Raw genomic sequence first — 16,967 nt, 5'->3', positions numbered from 1 at the left:
TGTACGCCAAAAAATTGATAGCGGATAGCAAATGTATAAAAAATAAGGTAGAGATTTTTTAAGAGTTGTACACAGTTAAAATAGTTGTGAAAACAATCACCTTAAAAGCTTTTGATAAACATCGTTTTACATCCTAACTTTTCCACATTTGATGTGGAAAAAAATGTTAACAACAAAAAATAGCATCTAATTTACAATACATTAAGACGTTGTTAACAACTTTGACCACTGTTAACAAAGTTAAGCTATTTCGCACACTATTCGTACAAGCTTATTGGAAGAAATTTTAAAAAGATTATTCCGATTTTGGTTTAAATTGGAAGCTAAGCTCAAAAATTCTGAATTTTTATTTTTTCCTTTTCGATCATATTAAAGCTCAATCAGAATATTGTATCTTTGCTACTATGACAAATGAAGCATCATCATTAAAACCATACAAAGACGCGAAAGATGGTAAAAAGCAACAAGTTGCAGATATGTTTAACAACATCTCCAAAACTTATGATTTTTTAAACCATTTTTTGTCCCTAGGTATCGATATAATTTGGCGTAAAAAAGCGATTAATGCTTTAAAAACCATCGCTCCACAATATATGCTTGACGTTGCTACGGGAACGGGAGATTTTGCATTGGAGTCCATTAAGATATTAAATCCTAAAAAAATAATTGGTGTAGATATCTCTCAGGGTATGTTGGATGTTGCAAAACAAAAGATTACGCAAAAAGGACTCTCCAATCAATTTGAAGTGCAGTTAGGAGATTCTGAGCATCTGCAATTTGAAGACAACACATTTGACGCAGTAACAGTCGCTTTTGGAGTTCGAAATTTCGAAAATTTAGAGCAGGGATTGGCCGATATATGTCGTGTATTGAAACCAGGGGGTAAAGCTGTAATCTTGGAATTTTCTAATCCTAAAAAATTTCCAATCAAGCAATTATACAATTTCTACTTCAAGAGAATAACACCCACGATCGGAAAAATATTTTCGAAAGACTCAAGTGCTTATTCCTATCTCCCAGAATCTGTCGCTCGTTTTCCTGATGGCGAAAAATTTGCTCAAATCACTAGAGCAGTAGGTTTTTCAGACACCGTAATTCGTCCCCAGACTTTTGGCGTATGTACAATTTATATCGCTACAAAATAAAAATCTCAGTTTAGTTTTATTTTTAACACCAATACTATGTCAAAAACAGTATTCATCACAGGAGCAAGTTCAGGAATCGGAAAAGCATGTGCTGAGGTTTTAGCGCAAGAAGGTTACAACTTACTACTATGCGCACGTCGTTTCCAAAATCTGGAAGAAATCAAAGATAAATTAACAGCACAATATCCTCAAATTGCTATTCATATCTTTGAACTTGATGTACGCAACTACGATGAAGTGAAATCAAAAATTGAAGGCTTACCCGCCGAATGGAAAAATTTGAATGTACTCATCAATAATGCAGGGTTAAGCCAAGGATTAGATCCTATTCAATATGGTGATATTGGCGATTGGGACCGGATGATCGATACCAATGTCAAGGGATTATTGTATGTAACAAAAACCGTCATTCCATTATTGCAAGATCAAGAAGGAGCACATATTATCAATATAGGCTCGATTGCTGCCAAAGAAGTTTATCCCAACGGCAATGTCTACTGTGCAAGTAAGCATGCCGTAGATGCCCTTAATCAAGCCATGCGTATCGATCTTCTTTCGAAAGATATAAAAGTAACAGGCATTAATCCTGGCATGGTAGAAACTGAATTTTCAGAAGTACGTTTTAAAGGTGACAAAGAACGAGCAAAAAATGTGTATACAGGAGTCGAGGCATTGACAGGAAAAGATATTGCCGAAACCATAGCATTTGTTATCAGTAGACCCAAGCATGTCAACATTAATGACCTGATCATTATGCCAACTGCCCAAGCAACTGGAACGATTGTAAATAGAAAATCATAAAATCAATTAAAATATGACTTTAGAAGAAAAAATAAATCAAGATATTAAAGCGGCAATGATCGCAAAAGATGCGAATAAATTGCGCGGCCTTAGAGCAGTAAAAGCAGCAATATTATTAGCTAAAACAGAAAAAGGTCACACAGAGGAATTGACAGAAGAGACTGAAATAAAAGTACTTCAAAAATTAGTTAAACAACGAAAAGAATCTGCTGAAATTTATAAAAATCAAAACAGAGAAGATCTGTACGCTATTGAAGTGGAGGAACAAGAAGTAATCGAAGCTTATTTACCAAAACAATTGAGCAGAGAAGAAGTCGAAAAAATCATCAAAGATATCATCAGTACTACTGGAGCATCTTCTGTAAAAGATATGGGTAAAGTAATGGGTGCCGCTAATCAACAGTTAGCAGGAAAAGCCGATGGACGCACAATATCTGAGCTTGTAAAAAGTTTACTCGCTTAATTAAATATACTTAATTATTAAAAGGGCTATAGCAATATAGCTCTTCTTTTTTTATGGAATTATTTTGGAAACATAAGACCTTCTCTGAATTAACTACAGCAGAATTATATCGCATTATCAAATTACGAGTAGAAGTTTTTGTCAACGAGCAACAATGTTTTTATCCCGAATTAGATGATAAAGATTATCAATGTAGCCATCTTTGGGCAGAGATCAATGATGAAGTTGTTGTATATTCCAGACTCGTTCCTCCAGGCCTCTCTTACCCAGAGCCGTCAATCGGTCGAATTGTCACCAACCCTACCTTTAGGGGCAACAATTATGGCAAATTACTGATCGCTCGATCGATCGCGTACAGCTATGAAAAGCATGGCAGGACAGCGATTCAAATTGGGGCACAGACTTACCTTAGAAAATTTTATGGTAGTTTTGGATTTGAGCAAGTATCGGATGAATATTTAGATTATGGAATTCCTCATATTGACATGATAAAACCTTAAATTTAATTATATGAATCATATCGTTATTATTACAGCAGCTATTTTAGGTTCTACAGCCATTATGCTTGGCGCTTTTGGGGCACATGCCTTTAAAAAATTGATTAGCGAAGAAAAACTAGCCTCTTTTGAAGTTGGTGTTCGCTACCAGATGTATGCCGCCATCACCCTCTTGATCATTGGATTTAACCTATCATTTGATCTATATAGTGAACGATTTGCCTTCTATGGGATCACATTGGGGACATTACTCTTTTCAGTCAGCATCTACTTCTTATCATTTGCACAGTATTGGAATAAAAACTTAAAATTCCTAGGCCCTATTACACCACTAGGAGGGCTCCTGATGATAGCAGGTTGGGTTGCATTAATCATTCGTTTTATCTAACTTAGGCTTAATAAGGCCATGATGTCTGCCCTGAACCGCTTGATAAAGCTGATGACGTCTACTCCGATCGTGCAAAAAGCACGATCTATAATTGTGTATGTTATGATCAAGTAGACATGTTGACAAAAAAAAATATCTTTTCAAAATTTGCCTTTCAGCGTACAATCATTTTCATTTTAAAGTGGTTGTCGATTACGGTGCTCATCGGCATTATAGTCGGTTCTATTTCGGCATTTTTTCTGTCCAGTTTATCTTGGGTCACCAACTATCGCGAACTTCACCCAGCGATTATCGTTGGATTACCAATAGCCGGTTTACTAATTGGCATATTATATTATTACTATGGAGGCCTATCCAGTAAAGGAAACAACCTCCTACTTAAAGAATACTACCAAAGCGAACAGAGTATCCCGCTAAGGATGGCGCCCCTAGTTTTAGTTAGCACACTTCTAACGCATCTTTTTGGAGGATCTGCAGGACGAGAAGGCACAGCTGTACAAATCGGTGGAGCTATCGCTGATCAATGCACCCGAGTTTTCAAACTCAATCAGGACGATCGTAAGATTTTAATCATTATGGGTATCAGTGCTGGTTTCGCTTCTGTTTTTGGAACACCTTGGGCGGGAGCAATATTTGGATTGGAAGTGATTACTGGAGGTAAATCAAGATTAAAAGCATTTATACCGAGCATCATAGTCGCCTTTGTAGCCAACTATGCCTGCTCATTTTGGAATGTAGCTCACACGCATTATCAGATCCATGAGAGCATACCTGCAATAAATAGTCAGTATATGCTCTATACAATTGCAGCAGGTGTTGTTTTTGGACTAGCAGCATATCTATTTACCCGATGCAGCGATTTCTTTACGGCTATTTTCAACCAGATAAACTATCCCCCACTGCGGCCTTTTATTGGAGGATTAGTATTGGTGGCCACCATTTGGTTATTAGGAAATACACGATATATTGGCTTAGGTATCCCAACGATATTAGCATCTTTTGATAGTCCTTTAAATGCTTATGATTTTTTGATCAAGCTCTTATTAACCACTTTCACACTAGCTGCCGGATTTAAAGGAGGAGAGGTAACCCCCTTGTTTTTCATTGGTGCTACCCTTGGCAATGCCCTTTTTAGTATCATTCCATTACCTTTGGGGCTACTGGCAGCAATGGGCTTCATCGCTGTCTTTGCCGGAGCAACCAACACACCGTTAGCGTGTTTAATAATGGGTATTGAGTTATTCGGATATGAAGCAGGTATTTATTTCACTGTAGCGTGCCTGATCGCGTATTTTTGCTCAGGCTCAACAGGCATATACGCCACTCAAATGCAAAAGGGACCAAAGCATCGGTTTTACCTCCATTTGCGAACTCGAAGAGCAAGTCTATACGAAAAGTTAAAGAGCTTCTAAAAGCTAGAAAAACAGCTCATGGATCATCATTAAATGAATAAGCCATGAACTGTCTATTATATGCGCTATAGCTCTTTAAGATGTTTGTAATTAGATTTTATGGTGTCAATTACTTCCTGCATTTTTCCGCCCAGCATTAATTTAGACATCGATTTGGCCATACCTACCATTTGATCAAAATCAACTTTTGGAGGCATTGCCAATGCATTGGGATTGGTAAACACATTAAGAAGAATAGGTCCGGGATGTGACAGGGCAAATTCAACTGCATTTCGAACCTCTTCAGGCTTGCGAACATTTATACCTTTAAAGCCCATCGCCTGTGCAATGGCTGCAAAATCTGGATTTACCATATCAGTTTCATTATCAGGTAAACCGGCAACTTCCATCTCCAATTTTACCATACCCAAAGCCCTATTATTAAAGACGATGATTTTTATCGGCAATTGATACTGATTGATTGTAGCCAAATCTCCAAGCAGCATCGACAATCCACCATCGCCACATAAAGCAATTACTTGTCGCTCTGGATGAGACAAAGCTGCCCCTATTGCCATTGGCATAGCATTGGCCATAGATCCATGATTAAAAGAACCGAGCATCTGCCTCTTACCAGTCCCTGTGATAAAACGCGCTCCCCATACACAAGTCATTCCGGTATCTACGGTAAATATGGCACTATCAGTCGCTAATTCATTGATACAATGAGCCAAATACTCCGGTTGAATGGTATCTTCTCCCCCTTTCTCTTCCATAAAACTGCGCATATTATCCTTTACTTTTTCGTAGATCTTAAGCTGAGCTTCCAGGAAACTAGCATCTTCTTTTTGTTCCAGTAAAGGTAGAAGGGCTTGTAAAGTATGTTTGATATCACCACATAAGCCCATCTCCAATTTTGCGCGTCGCCCTAACCGTTCGACAGCTGTATCAATCTGAATAATCTTATTATCAGTAGGCATAAACTTATCATAAGGAAAATCTGTTCCTAGCAATAAAATCAAATCTGACTCATGCATACTTTGGTATGCCGCAGCTTGCCCAAGCAGACCAGTCATTCCTATTTCATAGGGATTATCATGTTGAATCCCCATTTTACCCCTAAAAGAATATCCTACGGGAGCCAAAATCTTTTGAGACAATTGGACCACCTCAGCATGCGCACCAGAAGCACCTATACCACAAAAAACAGTTACACATTTACTCGAATTAATAACTTTTGCTAGTACATCCAGCTCATCATCCGAAGGTCTAATGACGGGGTTTACGTGGAATAATTGAGTCGAAACAATAGATTCTTCAGCTTTCATCTCCGAGACATCGCCAGGTAAACCAATAACAGCAACACCCTTTTGTCCGATAGCATGTTGTATTGCTGTTTGAATGATTCTTGGTGCTTGCTCTGCAGTAGTGATTAATTGATTATAACAACTGCAGTCATCAAAGAGCTTGATGGTATTTGTTTCCTGAAAATAGCCCATTCCCATTTCAGGCGTGTTTATCGTCGATGCGATCACAATGAGGGGAACATGAGAACGATGAGCATCGTACATACCATTGATCAGATGCACATGTCCTGGACCGCAACTACCCGCACAACAAGCAATTCCATCTAATTCCGCTTCGGCAGCAGCGGCATAAGCCCCAACCTCCTCATGACGGACATGAATCCATTTGATCCGACCATCTTTACGGATTGCTTCATTAAAAAAATTTAGACTATCTCCTGTAACCGCATATACACGTTTTACGCCTGCTTCAACTAGCATTTCAACTAACTGATCTGCAACAATCTTTGCCATAATAAATCATTTAAGTCAAAGAGCAATCAATAGCTCTCCAACTTAAATAACAATAAAAATTACAATCAGTTTTAAAATTTTCTGTTAAGAAAGGTTATAATAATTTACCAGCTAAAAATAATCCCGCAACAGTAAAGTAAATAATCAATCCAGATACATCAACCAAAGTCGCGACAAATGGTGCAGAAGCAGTCGCTGGATCCAACCCAAATCTTCGTAAGACAAATGGAATAACAGATCCCGATAAAGTACCCCAAAGAACAACAAATAGCAAAGATAAGGAAACACTTAAAGCAATATATACCCAATAGATACCATAGTCATAAATCCCTAATTCTTGCCATAATAAGATTCTCAAAAATCCAATAAGACCAAGTATACCCCCTAAAATCAGTCCAGAGGAAATCTCTCTTTTCATCACATACCACCAATCCTTCAATTTGATCTCTCCCAAGGCCATAGCACGAATAATTAAGGAAGCCGCCTGCGACCCTGAATTACCACCACTCGAAATAATCAGTGGCACAAACAAAGCAAGCACGACCGCTTTTTCAATTTCTCCGTCAAAATAAGCCATCGCCGAAGCAGTAAGCATTTCACTTAAAAATAGAATAATCAACCAACCTGCTCGTTTTTGAATTAACTTTAACAAAGGGGTTTTTGTATAGGCAACGTCAAGTTCATCCATACCACCAAAACGATGGATATCCTCCGTGTCTCGATCTTCAATCTGATCCAGCACATCATCAAAGGTGACAATTCCAACCAAAACACCATTTTCTGTCGTTATAGGCAGTGCACTGCGATCATATTTTTTAAAAATCTCAAAGGCTTCCTCCATGGGAGTCACCGCTTTTATGGAGACGAAATTATAATCGATCAATTCTGAAATCTTAGTATCCGCATCAGCTAATAGCAGTTCGCCAATTTTCAAATCATCAATCAATACATTATTTTCATCGACCACATAAATAAAATTTAAGGTTTCAGCTTTCTTACCAAATAACTTAATATGTTTAAATACATGTTCAACTGTAAAATAAGGTCGTACTTGTACGTACATGGGCGTCATCAAACGAGCAATACTGTTTTCGGCATAACCAATCAACTTTAGCGCCAACTGCTTCTCACGTTCATTCAATAGATTGATTAAATACTTAATCAGATCATCGGGTAATTCAGAAAACAACTGATTCCTAATATCCGGTTTCAGATTATTAAGCAATTCCGATAATTGCGACTCCGATAGAGATCGCGCCAATCTATATTGAACATCCTTCTCTAAAAAAGAAAAAATTTCGAGTCTTAATTCAAAATCATATTGATTGAATTGTTGATACAGGGCCTCTTGATCCAATGTACTTAGAGCCTCGGCAAGATCTGCGGGATGTATTTTTATTTTTTTACCCATACATAGTTACTTTTTTGTCTCCGCGAGATGTTGAAAACTAAACGAAAAATATCATGATAGAAATATTCAAAATTGAAGGTTGCCAGGCTGGAGCTCAATCGGTTCCTTCCCTTGTTGAAACAATCTGGCGGATAAAGTACCCTTAAGTTCAATTTGAGCATTTTCAACATGGAGCCAGCTCCCCTCTCTCAAGCCTAAAACAGCTTGAGTATTAAATTGATGAAACTCGCGTATTCGGGTTTCTCTTGTTTCACCTTTATGGGTAGAATTGGGATCCGGATCAAGATAATGAGGATTAAGATTGAAAGGTAAAAATTGCAAGGCATCAAAACTAGGCGGATATACAATGGGCATATCGTTAGTTGTTCCGATTGTCAATCCAGTTAAATTAGATCCTGCAGAGGTACCAACATATCGCAATCCTGCGGCGACTGCTGCCTTCAAATCATTGACAAGGTCTAATTCATACAAGGTCTTCAACAAAAGAAAAGTATTTCCCCCACCGATAAAAATCGCCTTTGCCTGCCCAATCGCCTCTTTTTGATCCGAATAAGTGTGTAAACCGCTCACACGAATACCTTTATCTGCCAGAGCTGTCTGCACATTTGCCGTGTATTCATCATAAGAAATACCAGAAGGTCTTGCGTAGGGTACAAAAATCAATTCATCAGTTTGAATAAAATCAACCAAATCGTCTTTTATATAAGTCAAAAAAGAACTTCCGTGAATGGTGCTCGTACTGATAACAAGCAATCTAATATTACTATTCATATCCATTATCTTACTACCTAAAAATCCTTCAAATTTAGAATTTATTATGTTATTCCAATACAAAAAAAGCTAGCGTGAAAAAGATTTAATAAAATCTTTATTTTCACGCTAGCCCAATTGTATCTCTGCAACAGAATCAATTTACTACTCTTACTCCGGATTAAAAATTATTCTAAAAAATCTTCATTCTATCGACTTATTGACATCGGTCTTCTTTTTTTTATCCTCCAAGCGCTTCTCCTGTTTCAAAGCCTTGTGCAATAAATATTCAATTTGCCCATTCACGCTCCTAAATTCGTCGGCAGACCATTTTTCCAATGCTTTATATACATCACTCTCTATCCGGAGCATGAAATTCTTTTTTTCCGCCATACTTTTTAACTTACTTATACTATTGATACAAAGTCCCTGTGTTCAATACTGGAGAGGCTGCCTTTTCACCACACAGTACGACCATAAGATTGCTCACCATAGCTGCTTTTTTGTCATTATCCAATTCTACAATATCCTTTTCGGACAACCTTTGTAAAGCCATCTCCACCATTCCTACTGCACCTTCAACAATTTTGGCACGTGCAGCAACAATTGCCGTAGCTTGTTGTCGCTGTAACATCGCCCCAGCAATCTCCGATGCATAAGCCAAATGACTGATACGCGCCTCTTTGATGATAATACCAGCAGGAGCCAATCGGTCTAACAGCTCTTTTTCCAATATATGATTTACGGTATCACCACCCTCACGCAACGTGATTGTAGCTTGATTGTTGGGATCGATTTCTAAATTATCATACGGAAAACTCCCTGCCAGATGCCTCACCGCTGCCTCACTTTGCGTACGGACATAAGAAGTGTAATTCGTGACATCATAAGTTGCTTTGTAGGTATCCCCTACCTGCCAAACAATAACTGCACCGATCTCAATAGGATTTCCCATCTTATCATTGACCTTTAACGTCTGACCTTGCAAGTTATCCGATCGTAAACTAACATTTAAGGTCGAATATAAAGGATTGACAAAAAATAATCCATTTTCTTTTACTGTACCCACGTAACGTCCAAAAAAATTCAAAACACGGGAATGGTTTGGATTAATAATCATTAAACCCTTTAATAAGAATAAAGCAGTTAAAATACATAAAATCCCCACCACTACATACCATCCAGAATCATTCGCTTGAAAGAAGCAGACAATACCCAATACAAAAAGAATAATAGCCATTAATAGCGCTAAATAGCCAGACAAGGGTTTAATTAATTTTTCCATAATTTAATATTTGATATTATTTTGATATCAAATATATACCATAAAGATGTCATTTCCAAAAAAAATATTTAATATCAAAAAGTAATTTTTATCTTCGTTATTATTGCATATATACCCCATGTTTAAACAATCTTTTTTACCCATTGAGCATAAAGAAATTCAGATCTTAATATTAGGTTCATTGCCTGGAGATAAATCGATTCATGAGCAACAATATTATGCCCATCCTCAAAATCGGTTTTGGAAATTAATGCAGCACATTTTCAACAAGACTGCTCCGCTTTCTTATCCTCAAAAGCTCGACTTGCTATTAGAAAATCAGATTGGACTGTGGGATGTATGTGCCCGAGCCAAAAGAAAGGGAAGTATGGATCTTGATATTGTAGAAGAGATACCGAATGATCTTCCGCATTTCATTTCACAGCACCCGCGATTAGAGACGATCATTTTCAATGGACAAAAAGCCCATCATGTATATGAAAAGCATTTTACAAAGAGCGAACACTATCAACATTATACACTACCTAGTACCAGTCCCGCAAATGCGCGATACTCTTTGGAAAAATTACTTCAGGAATGGTCACTTTTATTAAAAAAAGATTAACAAATATTTCCTACAATAAAATCTTAAAATTCATATTGAATCCTTATTTTTGCAGCAACATGTCAGATTTAAAATATAACCAAAGAGGTGTATCCGCAGGTAAAGAGGATGTACACAATGCTATTAAGAACATCGATAAAGGATTGTATCCAAAAGCTTTTTGTAAAATCATCCCTGATATTCTAGGAGGTGATGAGCAGTGGTGTAATATTATGCACGCTGATGGCGCAGGCACAAAATCTTCCTTGGCCTATGTTTACTGGAAAGAAACAGGTGATCTATCGGTATGGCGAGGAATAGCTCAAGATGCGATTATCATGAATTTAGATGATTTACTTTGTGTAGGTGCTACTGATAATATCCTACTATCATCAACCATTGGTCGTAATAAAAATGTCATTCCGGGAGAAGTACTTGCTGAAATTATCAATGGTACTGAAGAAATTCTAGCTGAATTGCGTGAAATGGGCATCGGAATCTATTCAACCGGTGGCGAAACTGCAGATGTAGGTGATCTGGTACGTACCATTATCGTAGATAGTACCGTGACATGCCGCATGAAACGTGAGGACATTATTTCAAATCATAAGATAAAAGCAGGTAATGTAATCGTTGGCTTGTCATCATCAGGTACGGCTACTTACGAAAAAGAATATAATGGTGGTATGGGTTCAAACGGATTGACCTCAGCGCGCCATGATGTTTTTAATAAAAGTATTGCAGAAAAATACGCCGAAAGCTTTGATCCCGCTGTTCCTTATGAACTAGTATTTGCAGGTAGTCAAAATTTAACTGACACCATCACTGTGGAGACAGGAGAAAAAATTACTGCAGGTAAATTGGTACTTTCACCAACTCGCACATACGCTCCAGTCATCAAACAGATTTTAGATCAGTATCGCTCACAGATTGATGGTATGGTACATTGTTCAGGCGGTGCACAAACAAAAGTTTTGCATTTTGTTGATGAAGTTCATGTCATCAAAGACAACTTATTCCCGATTCCTCCCCTTTTTGAACTAATTCAAAAAGAATCAAACACCGATTGGAAAGAAATGTATAAAGTATTCAATATGGGACATCGTATGGAACTATATGTACCTGAAGAAATCGCATCTGCAATTATTTCAATATCTGAATCTTTTGGTATTCCAGCTCAAATTATTGGTCGCGTAAAAGCATCTGCTACAAAACAGGTAACAGTAAAATCTCCTTACGGCGAATTTGTTTACGAATAATAAAATAGCATGAGGCTTGATTAATCACAAGCCTCATCGTAACCTATAGCCATGAAAGATAAACTAATTGTGGGATGGAAAGAATCATTAGATTTACCAGAACTTGGTATTTTTAACATTGAGGCTAAAGTGGATACTGGAGCAGGCTCCTCTGTTTTACATTGTGAATCATATGAGGTTAAAATAATTGATAATCATAAGTGGATTATTTGCCAAATAATCGTTAATTTTAAAACAGGAGAACTTCGCATATTTAAGTTTCCTGTTTATAGAGAAAAAATCGTCAAAAGTTCATTCGGTCAAAAAGAAAAACGTTATTATATTCTTACGAAAGCAAGATTGTACAATCAATCATTCGAAATCAAGTTATCTTTTAGAAACCGCTCGTCCATGCGATATCCCATGTTATTAGGAAAAAGTTTCCTGTCTAAAAAATTTATCGTGGACGTCTCAAGGTCTAACTTATCTCAAAAAGCCGTTGGGTAAAACTAATGTTCATACATATTTGTTAATTTACCAACATTACAATTAAATAATTCTAATCATAGCAAAGTGAAAATCGCTGTATTATCAACAGTTAAAAGCTTATACTCGACACGTCGATTAGTAGAAGCCGCAGAAAAACGTGGACATGAATGCGTTGTCATCGATCATAGCAAATGCTATGTAGGAATTCAACAAGGCAAACCCAGCATCCATTATAAAGGTCAAGATATTTCAGATATTGATGCGATCATCCCCCGTATTGGGGCTTCAGTAACTTTCTATGGTTCGGCCATTGTAAGACAATTTGAAGTTATGGGTGTTATATCTGCCAATCCAAGTCAAGCCATTACCCGCTCAAGAGACAAGCTTCGCTGTATGCAGATCCTCTCCGGAGCAGGAATAGGACTTCCCATTACTGGATTTGCTCGCACAACTTCCGATGTGGACGATCTTATCAGTATGGTTGGTGGTGCACCATTGGTGATCAAACTCTTAGAAGGAACACAGGGAATTGGAGTCGTATTAGCAGAGACTAAAAAAGCTGCATCCTCTGTTATCGAAGCTTTTTACGGCTTGGGAAATAATATATTAATCCAAGAGTATATCAAGGAAGCAAAGGGAACAGATATTCGTGCTTTTGTAGTCGGAGGAAAAGTAGTCGGCGCAATGAAAAGGACAGCCAAAGAAGGCGAATTCAGATCAAACATCCACCGCGGAGGAACCGCTGAGATTATCAGGCTGACGAAGAGCGAGCGGGAGACGGCTATTGCTGCTGCGGCCTCTATGGGTTTAACAGTATGTGGTGTTGATATGATGCCTTCAGACAGAGGCCCATTAGTGCTGGAAGTAAATTCATCTCCAGGATTAGAGGGCATAGAAAAAGCAACAAAAAAAGATATAGCAGGTGAAATAATCATATATCTCGAAAAGCAATATGAATTGAAAAAAGCGGCTAAGCCCGAAATTCGTAAAAAGAAAAAGAAAGAAAGTAATTTATAAAATGGAGGTTCCTAAAAAAAAGGAACCTTTTTTTATAAATAAATTTAAAAACGAAAGAAAATACCAGGAAGTAAAAGCAATGATACAATCAAGCTTTATACGATCACGACATTTTGACAATAGCAAAACGAAAGAATAGGAATATACGGGTACATTTGCCGAATAACTATTTAGATGCTATGAAGCTATTTCGATACGGAAAATTAAATGAAGAAAAAACAGGAATTTTAATCAACAATATCCACTATGATACCTCTGATTTTGGTGAAGATTATGACAATAATTTTCTTGCCACAGGAGGAATCGAACGATTAGAAGCGTTTATTTCAAAAAATCAAGCAAATCTTAAAGCAATACCACCCGATAGTCGCATCGGAACTCCAATTGCCAATCCAAATAAAATCGTATGTGTAGGTCTCAACTACTCTGATCATGCAGCAGAAACAGGACTGGTACAAGAGCAAGAGCCTATTTTATTTTTAAAAGCTATCTCGGCATTAAACGGGCCGTTTGATGACATTATGATCCCTAAAAATTCTTTCCATACCGACTGGGAAACTGAACTCACTGTAGTAATTGGCAAAAAAGGCACCCATGTACCAGTAACAGAATCAACCGATTATATCGCTGGATATGTGATGATGAATGATGTAACCGAGCGTCATTTCATGAAACATCGAGGTGGCACTTGGGACAAAGGAAAAGGATACAATACCTTTGCACCTCTAGGGCCTTATTTTGTAACTAAAGATGAAATCAAAGATGATGGAAATTTACGCATTTGGTTAAAACTTAACGGTACACTCATGCAAGAAGGAAATACAAAAGATTTCATCACTCCTGTCAAAGAATTGATTTCCTATATATCCGACTTCTTTGGCTTATTTCCAGGAGATATTATTTCAACCGGTTCACCATCAGGCACAGGTATAGGTCATGTACCACAACGATTTTTAGTAGAAGGAGACGAAATCGAGTATGGAATAGAAGGATTAGGAATTTCAAAAAATAAAATAATCAACTATCAAAAAGACTAATATTACAGACATAAAAAAAGCACTTCTGAGACGAAGTGCTTTTTTTATGTCTGTCCGGCAGACTATTTGTAATTTATAGTACCACCAGCTAATTTTTTTTCCGATGTGTGTGGAGGTTTACCATAAACATCGATGATACCACCAGCACGAGTTTTAGCGATTATCGAATCTTTAACATACACTACCGCGTTTCCTCCCCCATTAACAGTCACATTGGTCACATCAGTAATTAAATCTTTTCCCTCATACTTGCCTCCGAAATTAGAAATAACATCCTGTGTGATACTTTTTCCCATTAGAGATACGGTAGAACCTGAAGTGGACTTGACATCAACCTTTTTAGTCTCCACATAGACAACGATCAGACCTCCTTCGGCAGCAGATACGCTTAATTGATCAGCAGAAATCTGACTGTTCTGTCTATTGATAATCTTAGCGCCCTTTTTTGCAGATAAACTTTTCAACGATTGAAAATAGACCTTGACATTGATATTATTTCCCTGTAATGCGTTTAGCGTATTCATCTTGATACGCAATGCACCGTTCTTGTTGATCACTTGAATATTTTCAGAATTAGTTCCTTCGGTCACGACCTCATTGGAAGTACCCTGTATTAATTCGACCTGAATTTTATCCGTAACATCAACGGAGTTAAACGTTCCCACATTTTGCTTTATCTGAGCAATACTCAATTGGGCAATAAAACATAAAATAGCACCTAATCCTAATTTTTTCATAACCATATATTCTATTCGTATAATCATTATACAAAATATGCACCATTTGTGAATTTAACTTACTATTTAGCACATTTTAACAAAAATAATAAAAACAAAGCGTTAACAAAAAAAGCGTATGAAGTGACATACACTTCATACGCTTTAATAACTGCTTTTAACAGTCGTATACGATATTACAATTTGTTATTGATATCGATCGCATTTAACTCTTGAAAAGCTTGTTTCAAACGAGTTACGAAAGCCTCTTCACCTTTACGTAACCATACGCGAGGATCATAGTATTTCTTATTTGGTGAATCAGCACCTTCAGGATTGCCGATTTGACCTTGCAAGTAATCATGGTTTTTAGCTTCGTATTCACGAACACCATCCCACATAGCCCATTGCATATCTGTATCGATATTCATTTTGATAGCACCGTAAGAAATTGCTTCTTCAATCTCTTCAGGAGAAGAGCCCGATCCACCATGGAAAACAAAATTAACAGGTTTTTCAGCTGTTAAATTGAATTTCTCACGAATATATTCTTGTGAATTATGTAAAATAACAGGTTGTAATTTTACATTTCCTGGTTTATACACACCGTGTACATTGCCAAAGGCAGCTGCTACAGTAAATTTATCAGAAACTTTAGATAATTCTTCGTAAGCATAAGCCACCTCTTCAGGTTGCGTATATAATTTTGAGCTATCAACATCTGAGTTGTCAACACCATCTTCTTCACCACCTGTAACGCCCAGTTCAATTTCTACAGTCATACCAAGTGGTTTCATGCGTGCTAAGTATTTTGCAGAGATTTCGATGTTTTCTTCGATAGGCTCTTCAGATAAATCTAACATATGGGAAGAGAATAATGGTTTGCCATGTTGTGCAAAAAATTTCTCTCCAGCATCTAATAGACCGTCGATCCAAGGTAATAATTTTTTAGCAGCGTGGTCAGTATGCAAAATTACTGCAACACCATAGTGCTCTGCCAATAGATGAACGTGTTGCGCAGCAGCTACAGCACCTAGAATACATGCTTTTAAACCATCATTATTTAATGTTTTACCAGCGTAAAATTGTGCTCCACCATTCGACAACTGAATAATTACAGGTGAGTTAACCGCCTTAGCAGTTTCCATTACAGCATTGATCGAGTTAGTGCCTGTTACATTAACTGCAGGTAATGCGAATTTATGCGTTTTTGCTAATTCGAACAATTCTTGTACTTGATCTCCCGTCAATACACCTTTAAAATCTTTTAGGCTCATATTATAATTTGCTTTTGTTATTTATGGACTAAGTTAAAAAAAAAATATTGTTCTACATAATTTATAAAGTGTACATATTACACTAACACTTATGATTGATCTTCATTTCAGCAACATATAGGTATAATGAATATTAAATACTGTTTATATCAGTTATTAGACATTTCAAATAGTATCATCAGAAGTAATTATTATTGCACTATTGCCCCCAATTATTTTGTATATATAATCCAATTCAATAAGTTTGGTTAAAATAGAGTAAAATATGTTACACGTATACGGCATCAAGAACTGCAGCACAGTAAAGAAAGCACTTAATTGGTTAGAAGAAAACAAACTTAATTACACTTTTCACGATTATAAAAAGGAAGGAATTTCAGAAGAGAAATTAAGGGAATGGGAGAAGGAAATCAGTTGGGAAATCTTAGTCAATAAAAAAGGAACAACTTGGAGAAAATTAACTACTGAGGATCAAGCAGCTGTTACAGATGCGAAATCAGCAAATCAGATATTAGTAAAAAATACTAGTATGATCAAACGTCCATTAATAGAAGGTGGTAAACAACTTGTCGTTGGATTCGATGAAAAGGAGTACAGTTCCTTTCTAAAATAATCGTTACAATAACAGTATTTGACCGAAAAAATTTAACAATACATCT

19 protein-coding genes and 1 riboswitch are annotated in these 16,967 nt (G+C 37.0%); of the genes, 12 read left to right on the top strand and 7 right to left on the bottom strand.

What is annotated here, in order from left to right; all coding sequences use genetic code 11:
• The first annotated feature begins 404 nt into the window (after positions 1-404).
• The 6 genes from ubiE (at position 405) to AC06G9_RS07475 (ending at position 4,706) form a co-directional block, all read left to right on the top strand.
• On the top strand, positions 405-1,145 hold the full coding sequence (gene ubiE, locus AC06G9_RS07500) for a bifunctional demethylmenaquinone methyltransferase/2-methoxy-6-polyprenyl-1,4-benzoquinol methylase UbiE (RefSeq protein ID WP_480957809.1): 741 nt from the start codon (positions 405-407) through the stop codon (positions 1,143-1,145).
• Positions 1,146-1,181: 36 nt separating this feature from the next.
• Positions 1,182-1,946, top strand: a complete 765-nt coding sequence (locus tag AC06G9_RS07495; RefSeq protein ID WP_480957808.1) for an SDR family NAD(P)-dependent oxidoreductase — start codon at positions 1,182-1,184, stop codon at positions 1,944-1,946.
• Between the two features lie 13 nt (positions 1,947-1,959).
• On the top strand, positions 1,960-2,409 hold the full coding sequence (locus AC06G9_RS07490; protein ID WP_045752836.1) for a GatB/YqeY domain-containing protein: 450 nt from the start codon (positions 1,960-1,962) through the stop codon (positions 2,407-2,409).
• Positions 2,410-2,462: 53 nt separating this feature from the next.
• Positions 2,463-2,909: a GNAT family N-acetyltransferase gene (locus AC06G9_RS07485; protein WP_293928652.1), complete on the top strand. Its 447-nt coding sequence runs from the start codon at positions 2,463-2,465 to the stop codon at positions 2,907-2,909.
• 10 nt (positions 2,910-2,919) lie between these two features.
• Positions 2,920-3,294, top strand: coding sequence for a DUF423 domain-containing protein (locus AC06G9_RS07480; protein WP_293928651.1), 375 nt, complete (start codon positions 2,920-2,922; stop codon positions 3,292-3,294).
• 5 nt (positions 3,295-3,299) lie between these two features.
• Positions 3,300-3,362, top strand: a riboswitch (Fluoride riboswitch).
• Positions 3,363-3,410: 48 nt separating this feature from the next.
• Positions 3,411-4,706, top strand: coding sequence for a voltage-gated chloride channel family protein (locus AC06G9_RS07475; protein ID WP_480957807.1), 1,296 nt, complete (start codon positions 3,411-3,413; stop codon positions 4,704-4,706).
• 65 nt (positions 4,707-4,771) lie between these two features.
• Here the strand turns inward: AC06G9_RS07475 and AC06G9_RS07470 are convergent, their stop codons facing one another.
• The 5 genes from AC06G9_RS07470 to AC06G9_RS07450 form a co-directional block, all read right to left on the bottom strand.
• Entirely contained in the window at positions 4,772-6,505 is a 1,734-nt protein-coding gene (locus AC06G9_RS07470) for a thiamine pyrophosphate-dependent enzyme (protein ID WP_045752840.1), read from the bottom strand.
• Between the two features lie 94 nt (positions 6,506-6,599).
• Positions 6,600-7,916 carry a magnesium transporter gene (gene mgtE, locus AC06G9_RS07465; RefSeq protein ID WP_248754219.1) on the bottom strand — a complete coding sequence of 439 codons (1,317 nt, stop codon included), beginning with the start codon at positions 7,914-7,916 and terminating at the stop codon, positions 6,600-6,602.
• A 66-nt stretch (positions 7,917-7,982) separates the two neighbouring features.
• Entirely contained in the window at positions 7,983-8,687 is a 705-nt protein-coding gene (pepE, locus tag AC06G9_RS07460) for a dipeptidase PepE (protein WP_293928649.1), read from the bottom strand.
• Between the two features lie 183 nt (positions 8,688-8,870).
• Entirely contained in the window at positions 8,871-9,059 is a 189-nt protein-coding gene (locus tag AC06G9_RS07455) for a type II toxin-antitoxin system antitoxin (protein ID WP_108157420.1), read from the bottom strand.
• 19 nt (positions 9,060-9,078) lie between these two features.
• A complete protein-coding gene (locus AC06G9_RS07450; protein WP_045756126.1) occupies positions 9,079-9,951 on the bottom strand; it encodes an SPFH domain-containing protein in 873 nt (290 codons plus the stop codon).
• A 118-nt stretch (positions 9,952-10,069) separates the two neighbouring features.
• Here AC06G9_RS07450 and AC06G9_RS07445 point away from each other — a divergent pair, with 118 nt between their 5' ends.
• From AC06G9_RS07445 to AC06G9_RS07425, 5 genes are all read left to right on the top strand, one after another.
• Positions 10,070-10,555 (top strand): DNA-deoxyinosine glycosylase, encoded by a 486-nt coding sequence (locus AC06G9_RS07445; protein WP_480957806.1) that lies wholly within the window; start codon positions 10,070-10,072, stop codon positions 10,553-10,555.
• Positions 10,556-10,614: 59 nt separating this feature from the next.
• Complete coding sequence (locus tag AC06G9_RS07440; protein WP_480957805.1) at positions 10,615-11,793, top strand: AIR synthase related protein; 1,179 nt, start codon at positions 10,615-10,617, stop codon at positions 11,791-11,793.
• A 51-nt stretch (positions 11,794-11,844) separates the two neighbouring features.
• Positions 11,845-12,279, top strand: coding sequence for an ATP-dependent zinc protease family protein (locus tag AC06G9_RS07435; RefSeq protein ID WP_045756124.1), 435 nt, complete (start codon positions 11,845-11,847; stop codon positions 12,277-12,279).
• 66 nt (positions 12,280-12,345) lie between these two features.
• Complete coding sequence (gene rimK, locus AC06G9_RS07430) at positions 12,346-13,278, top strand: 30S ribosomal protein S6--L-glutamate ligase (RefSeq protein WP_045756123.1); 933 nt, start codon at positions 12,346-12,348, stop codon at positions 13,276-13,278.
• Between the two features lie 179 nt (positions 13,279-13,457).
• Positions 13,458-14,315 carry a fumarylacetoacetate hydrolase family protein gene (locus AC06G9_RS07425; RefSeq protein ID WP_480957804.1) on the top strand — a complete coding sequence of 286 codons (858 nt, stop codon included), beginning with the start codon at positions 13,458-13,460 and terminating at the stop codon, positions 14,313-14,315.
• 62 nt (positions 14,316-14,377) lie between these two features.
• On the opposite strand, the gene AC06G9_RS07420 is transcribed toward AC06G9_RS07425, so the two are convergent.
• A complete protein-coding gene (locus AC06G9_RS07420) occupies positions 14,378-15,052 on the bottom strand; it encodes a head GIN domain-containing protein (protein ID WP_480957803.1) in 675 nt (224 codons plus the stop codon).
• Positions 15,053-15,228: 176 nt separating this feature from the next.
• A complete protein-coding gene (gene fbaA / locus AC06G9_RS07415; protein WP_094773615.1) occupies positions 15,229-16,308 on the bottom strand; it encodes a class II fructose-bisphosphate aldolase in 1,080 nt (359 codons plus the stop codon).
• 265 nt (positions 16,309-16,573) lie between these two features.
• Between fbaA and AC06G9_RS07410 the strand changes: the two genes are divergently transcribed.
• The gene (locus tag AC06G9_RS07410) at positions 16,574-16,921 is read left to right on the top strand and encodes an ArsC family reductase (RefSeq protein WP_094773614.1); all 348 of its coding nucleotides are present in this window, start codon (positions 16,574-16,576) and stop codon (positions 16,919-16,921) included.
• Positions 16,922-16,967 lie beyond the last annotated feature (46 nt).

The organism is Sphingobacterium sp. MAE (assembly GCF_056711605.1).
Note: the sequence above shows the minus strand (reverse complement) of the source record. Positions and strands in the feature narration are given on the sequence as shown.

Bases quoted from the DNA above. Each gene is read 5' to 3' on its own strand.
- AC06G9_RS07450 (WP_045756126.1), bottom strand. From the start codon at position 9,951: ATGGAAAAATTAATTAAACCCTTGTCTGGCTATTTAGCGCTATTAATG.
- AC06G9_RS07470 (WP_045752840.1), bottom strand. From the start codon at position 6,505: ATGGCAAAGATTGTTGCAGATCAGTTAGTTGAAATGCTAGTTGAAGCA.
- AC06G9_RS07490 (WP_045752836.1), top strand. From the start codon at position 1,960: ATGACTTTAGAAGAAAAAATAAATCAAGATATTAAAGCGGCAATGATC.
- AC06G9_RS07435 (WP_045756124.1), top strand. From the start codon at position 11,845: ATGAAAGATAAACTAATTGTGGGATGGAAAGAATCATTAGATTTACCA.
- AC06G9_RS07420 (WP_480957803.1), bottom strand. From the start codon at position 15,052: ATGAAAAAATTAGGATTAGGTGCTATTTTATGTTTTATTGCCCAATTG.
- AC06G9_RS07410 (WP_094773614.1), top strand. From the start codon at position 16,574: ATGTTACACGTATACGGCATCAAGAACTGCAGCACAGTAAAGAAAGCA.
- AC06G9_RS07425 (WP_480957804.1), top strand. From the start codon at position 13,458: ATGAAGCTATTTCGATACGGAAAATTAAATGAAGAAAAAACAGGAATT.
- ubiE (WP_480957809.1), top strand. From the start codon at position 405: ATGACAAATGAAGCATCATCATTAAAACCATACAAAGACGCGAAAGAT.
- mgtE (WP_248754219.1), bottom strand. From the start codon at position 7,916: ATGGGTAAAAAAATAAAAATACATCCCGCAGATCTTGCCGAGGCTCTA.
- AC06G9_RS07445 (WP_480957806.1), top strand. From the start codon at position 10,070: ATGTTTAAACAATCTTTTTTACCCATTGAGCATAAAGAAATTCAGATC.
- fbaA (WP_094773615.1), bottom strand. From the start codon at position 16,308: ATGAGCCTAAAAGATTTTAAAGGTGTATTGACGGGAGATCAAGTACAA.
- AC06G9_RS07455 (WP_108157420.1), bottom strand. From the start codon at position 9,059: ATGGCGGAAAAAAAGAATTTCATGCTCCGGATAGAGAGTGATGTATAT.
- AC06G9_RS07475 (WP_480957807.1), top strand. From the start codon at position 3,411: ATGTTGACAAAAAAAAATATCTTTTCAAAATTTGCCTTTCAGCGTACA.
- AC06G9_RS07495 (WP_480957808.1), top strand. From the start codon at position 1,182: ATGTCAAAAACAGTATTCATCACAGGAGCAAGTTCAGGAATCGGAAAA.
- AC06G9_RS07485 (WP_293928652.1), top strand. From the start codon at position 2,463: ATGGAATTATTTTGGAAACATAAGACCTTCTCTGAATTAACTACAGCA.
- AC06G9_RS07440 (WP_480957805.1), top strand. From the start codon at position 10,615: ATGTCAGATTTAAAATATAACCAAAGAGGTGTATCCGCAGGTAAAGAG.
- AC06G9_RS07480 (WP_293928651.1), top strand. From the start codon at position 2,920: ATGAATCATATCGTTATTATTACAGCAGCTATTTTAGGTTCTACAGCC.
- pepE (WP_293928649.1), bottom strand. From the start codon at position 8,687: ATGAATAGTAATATTAGATTGCTTGTTATCAGTACGAGCACCATTCAC.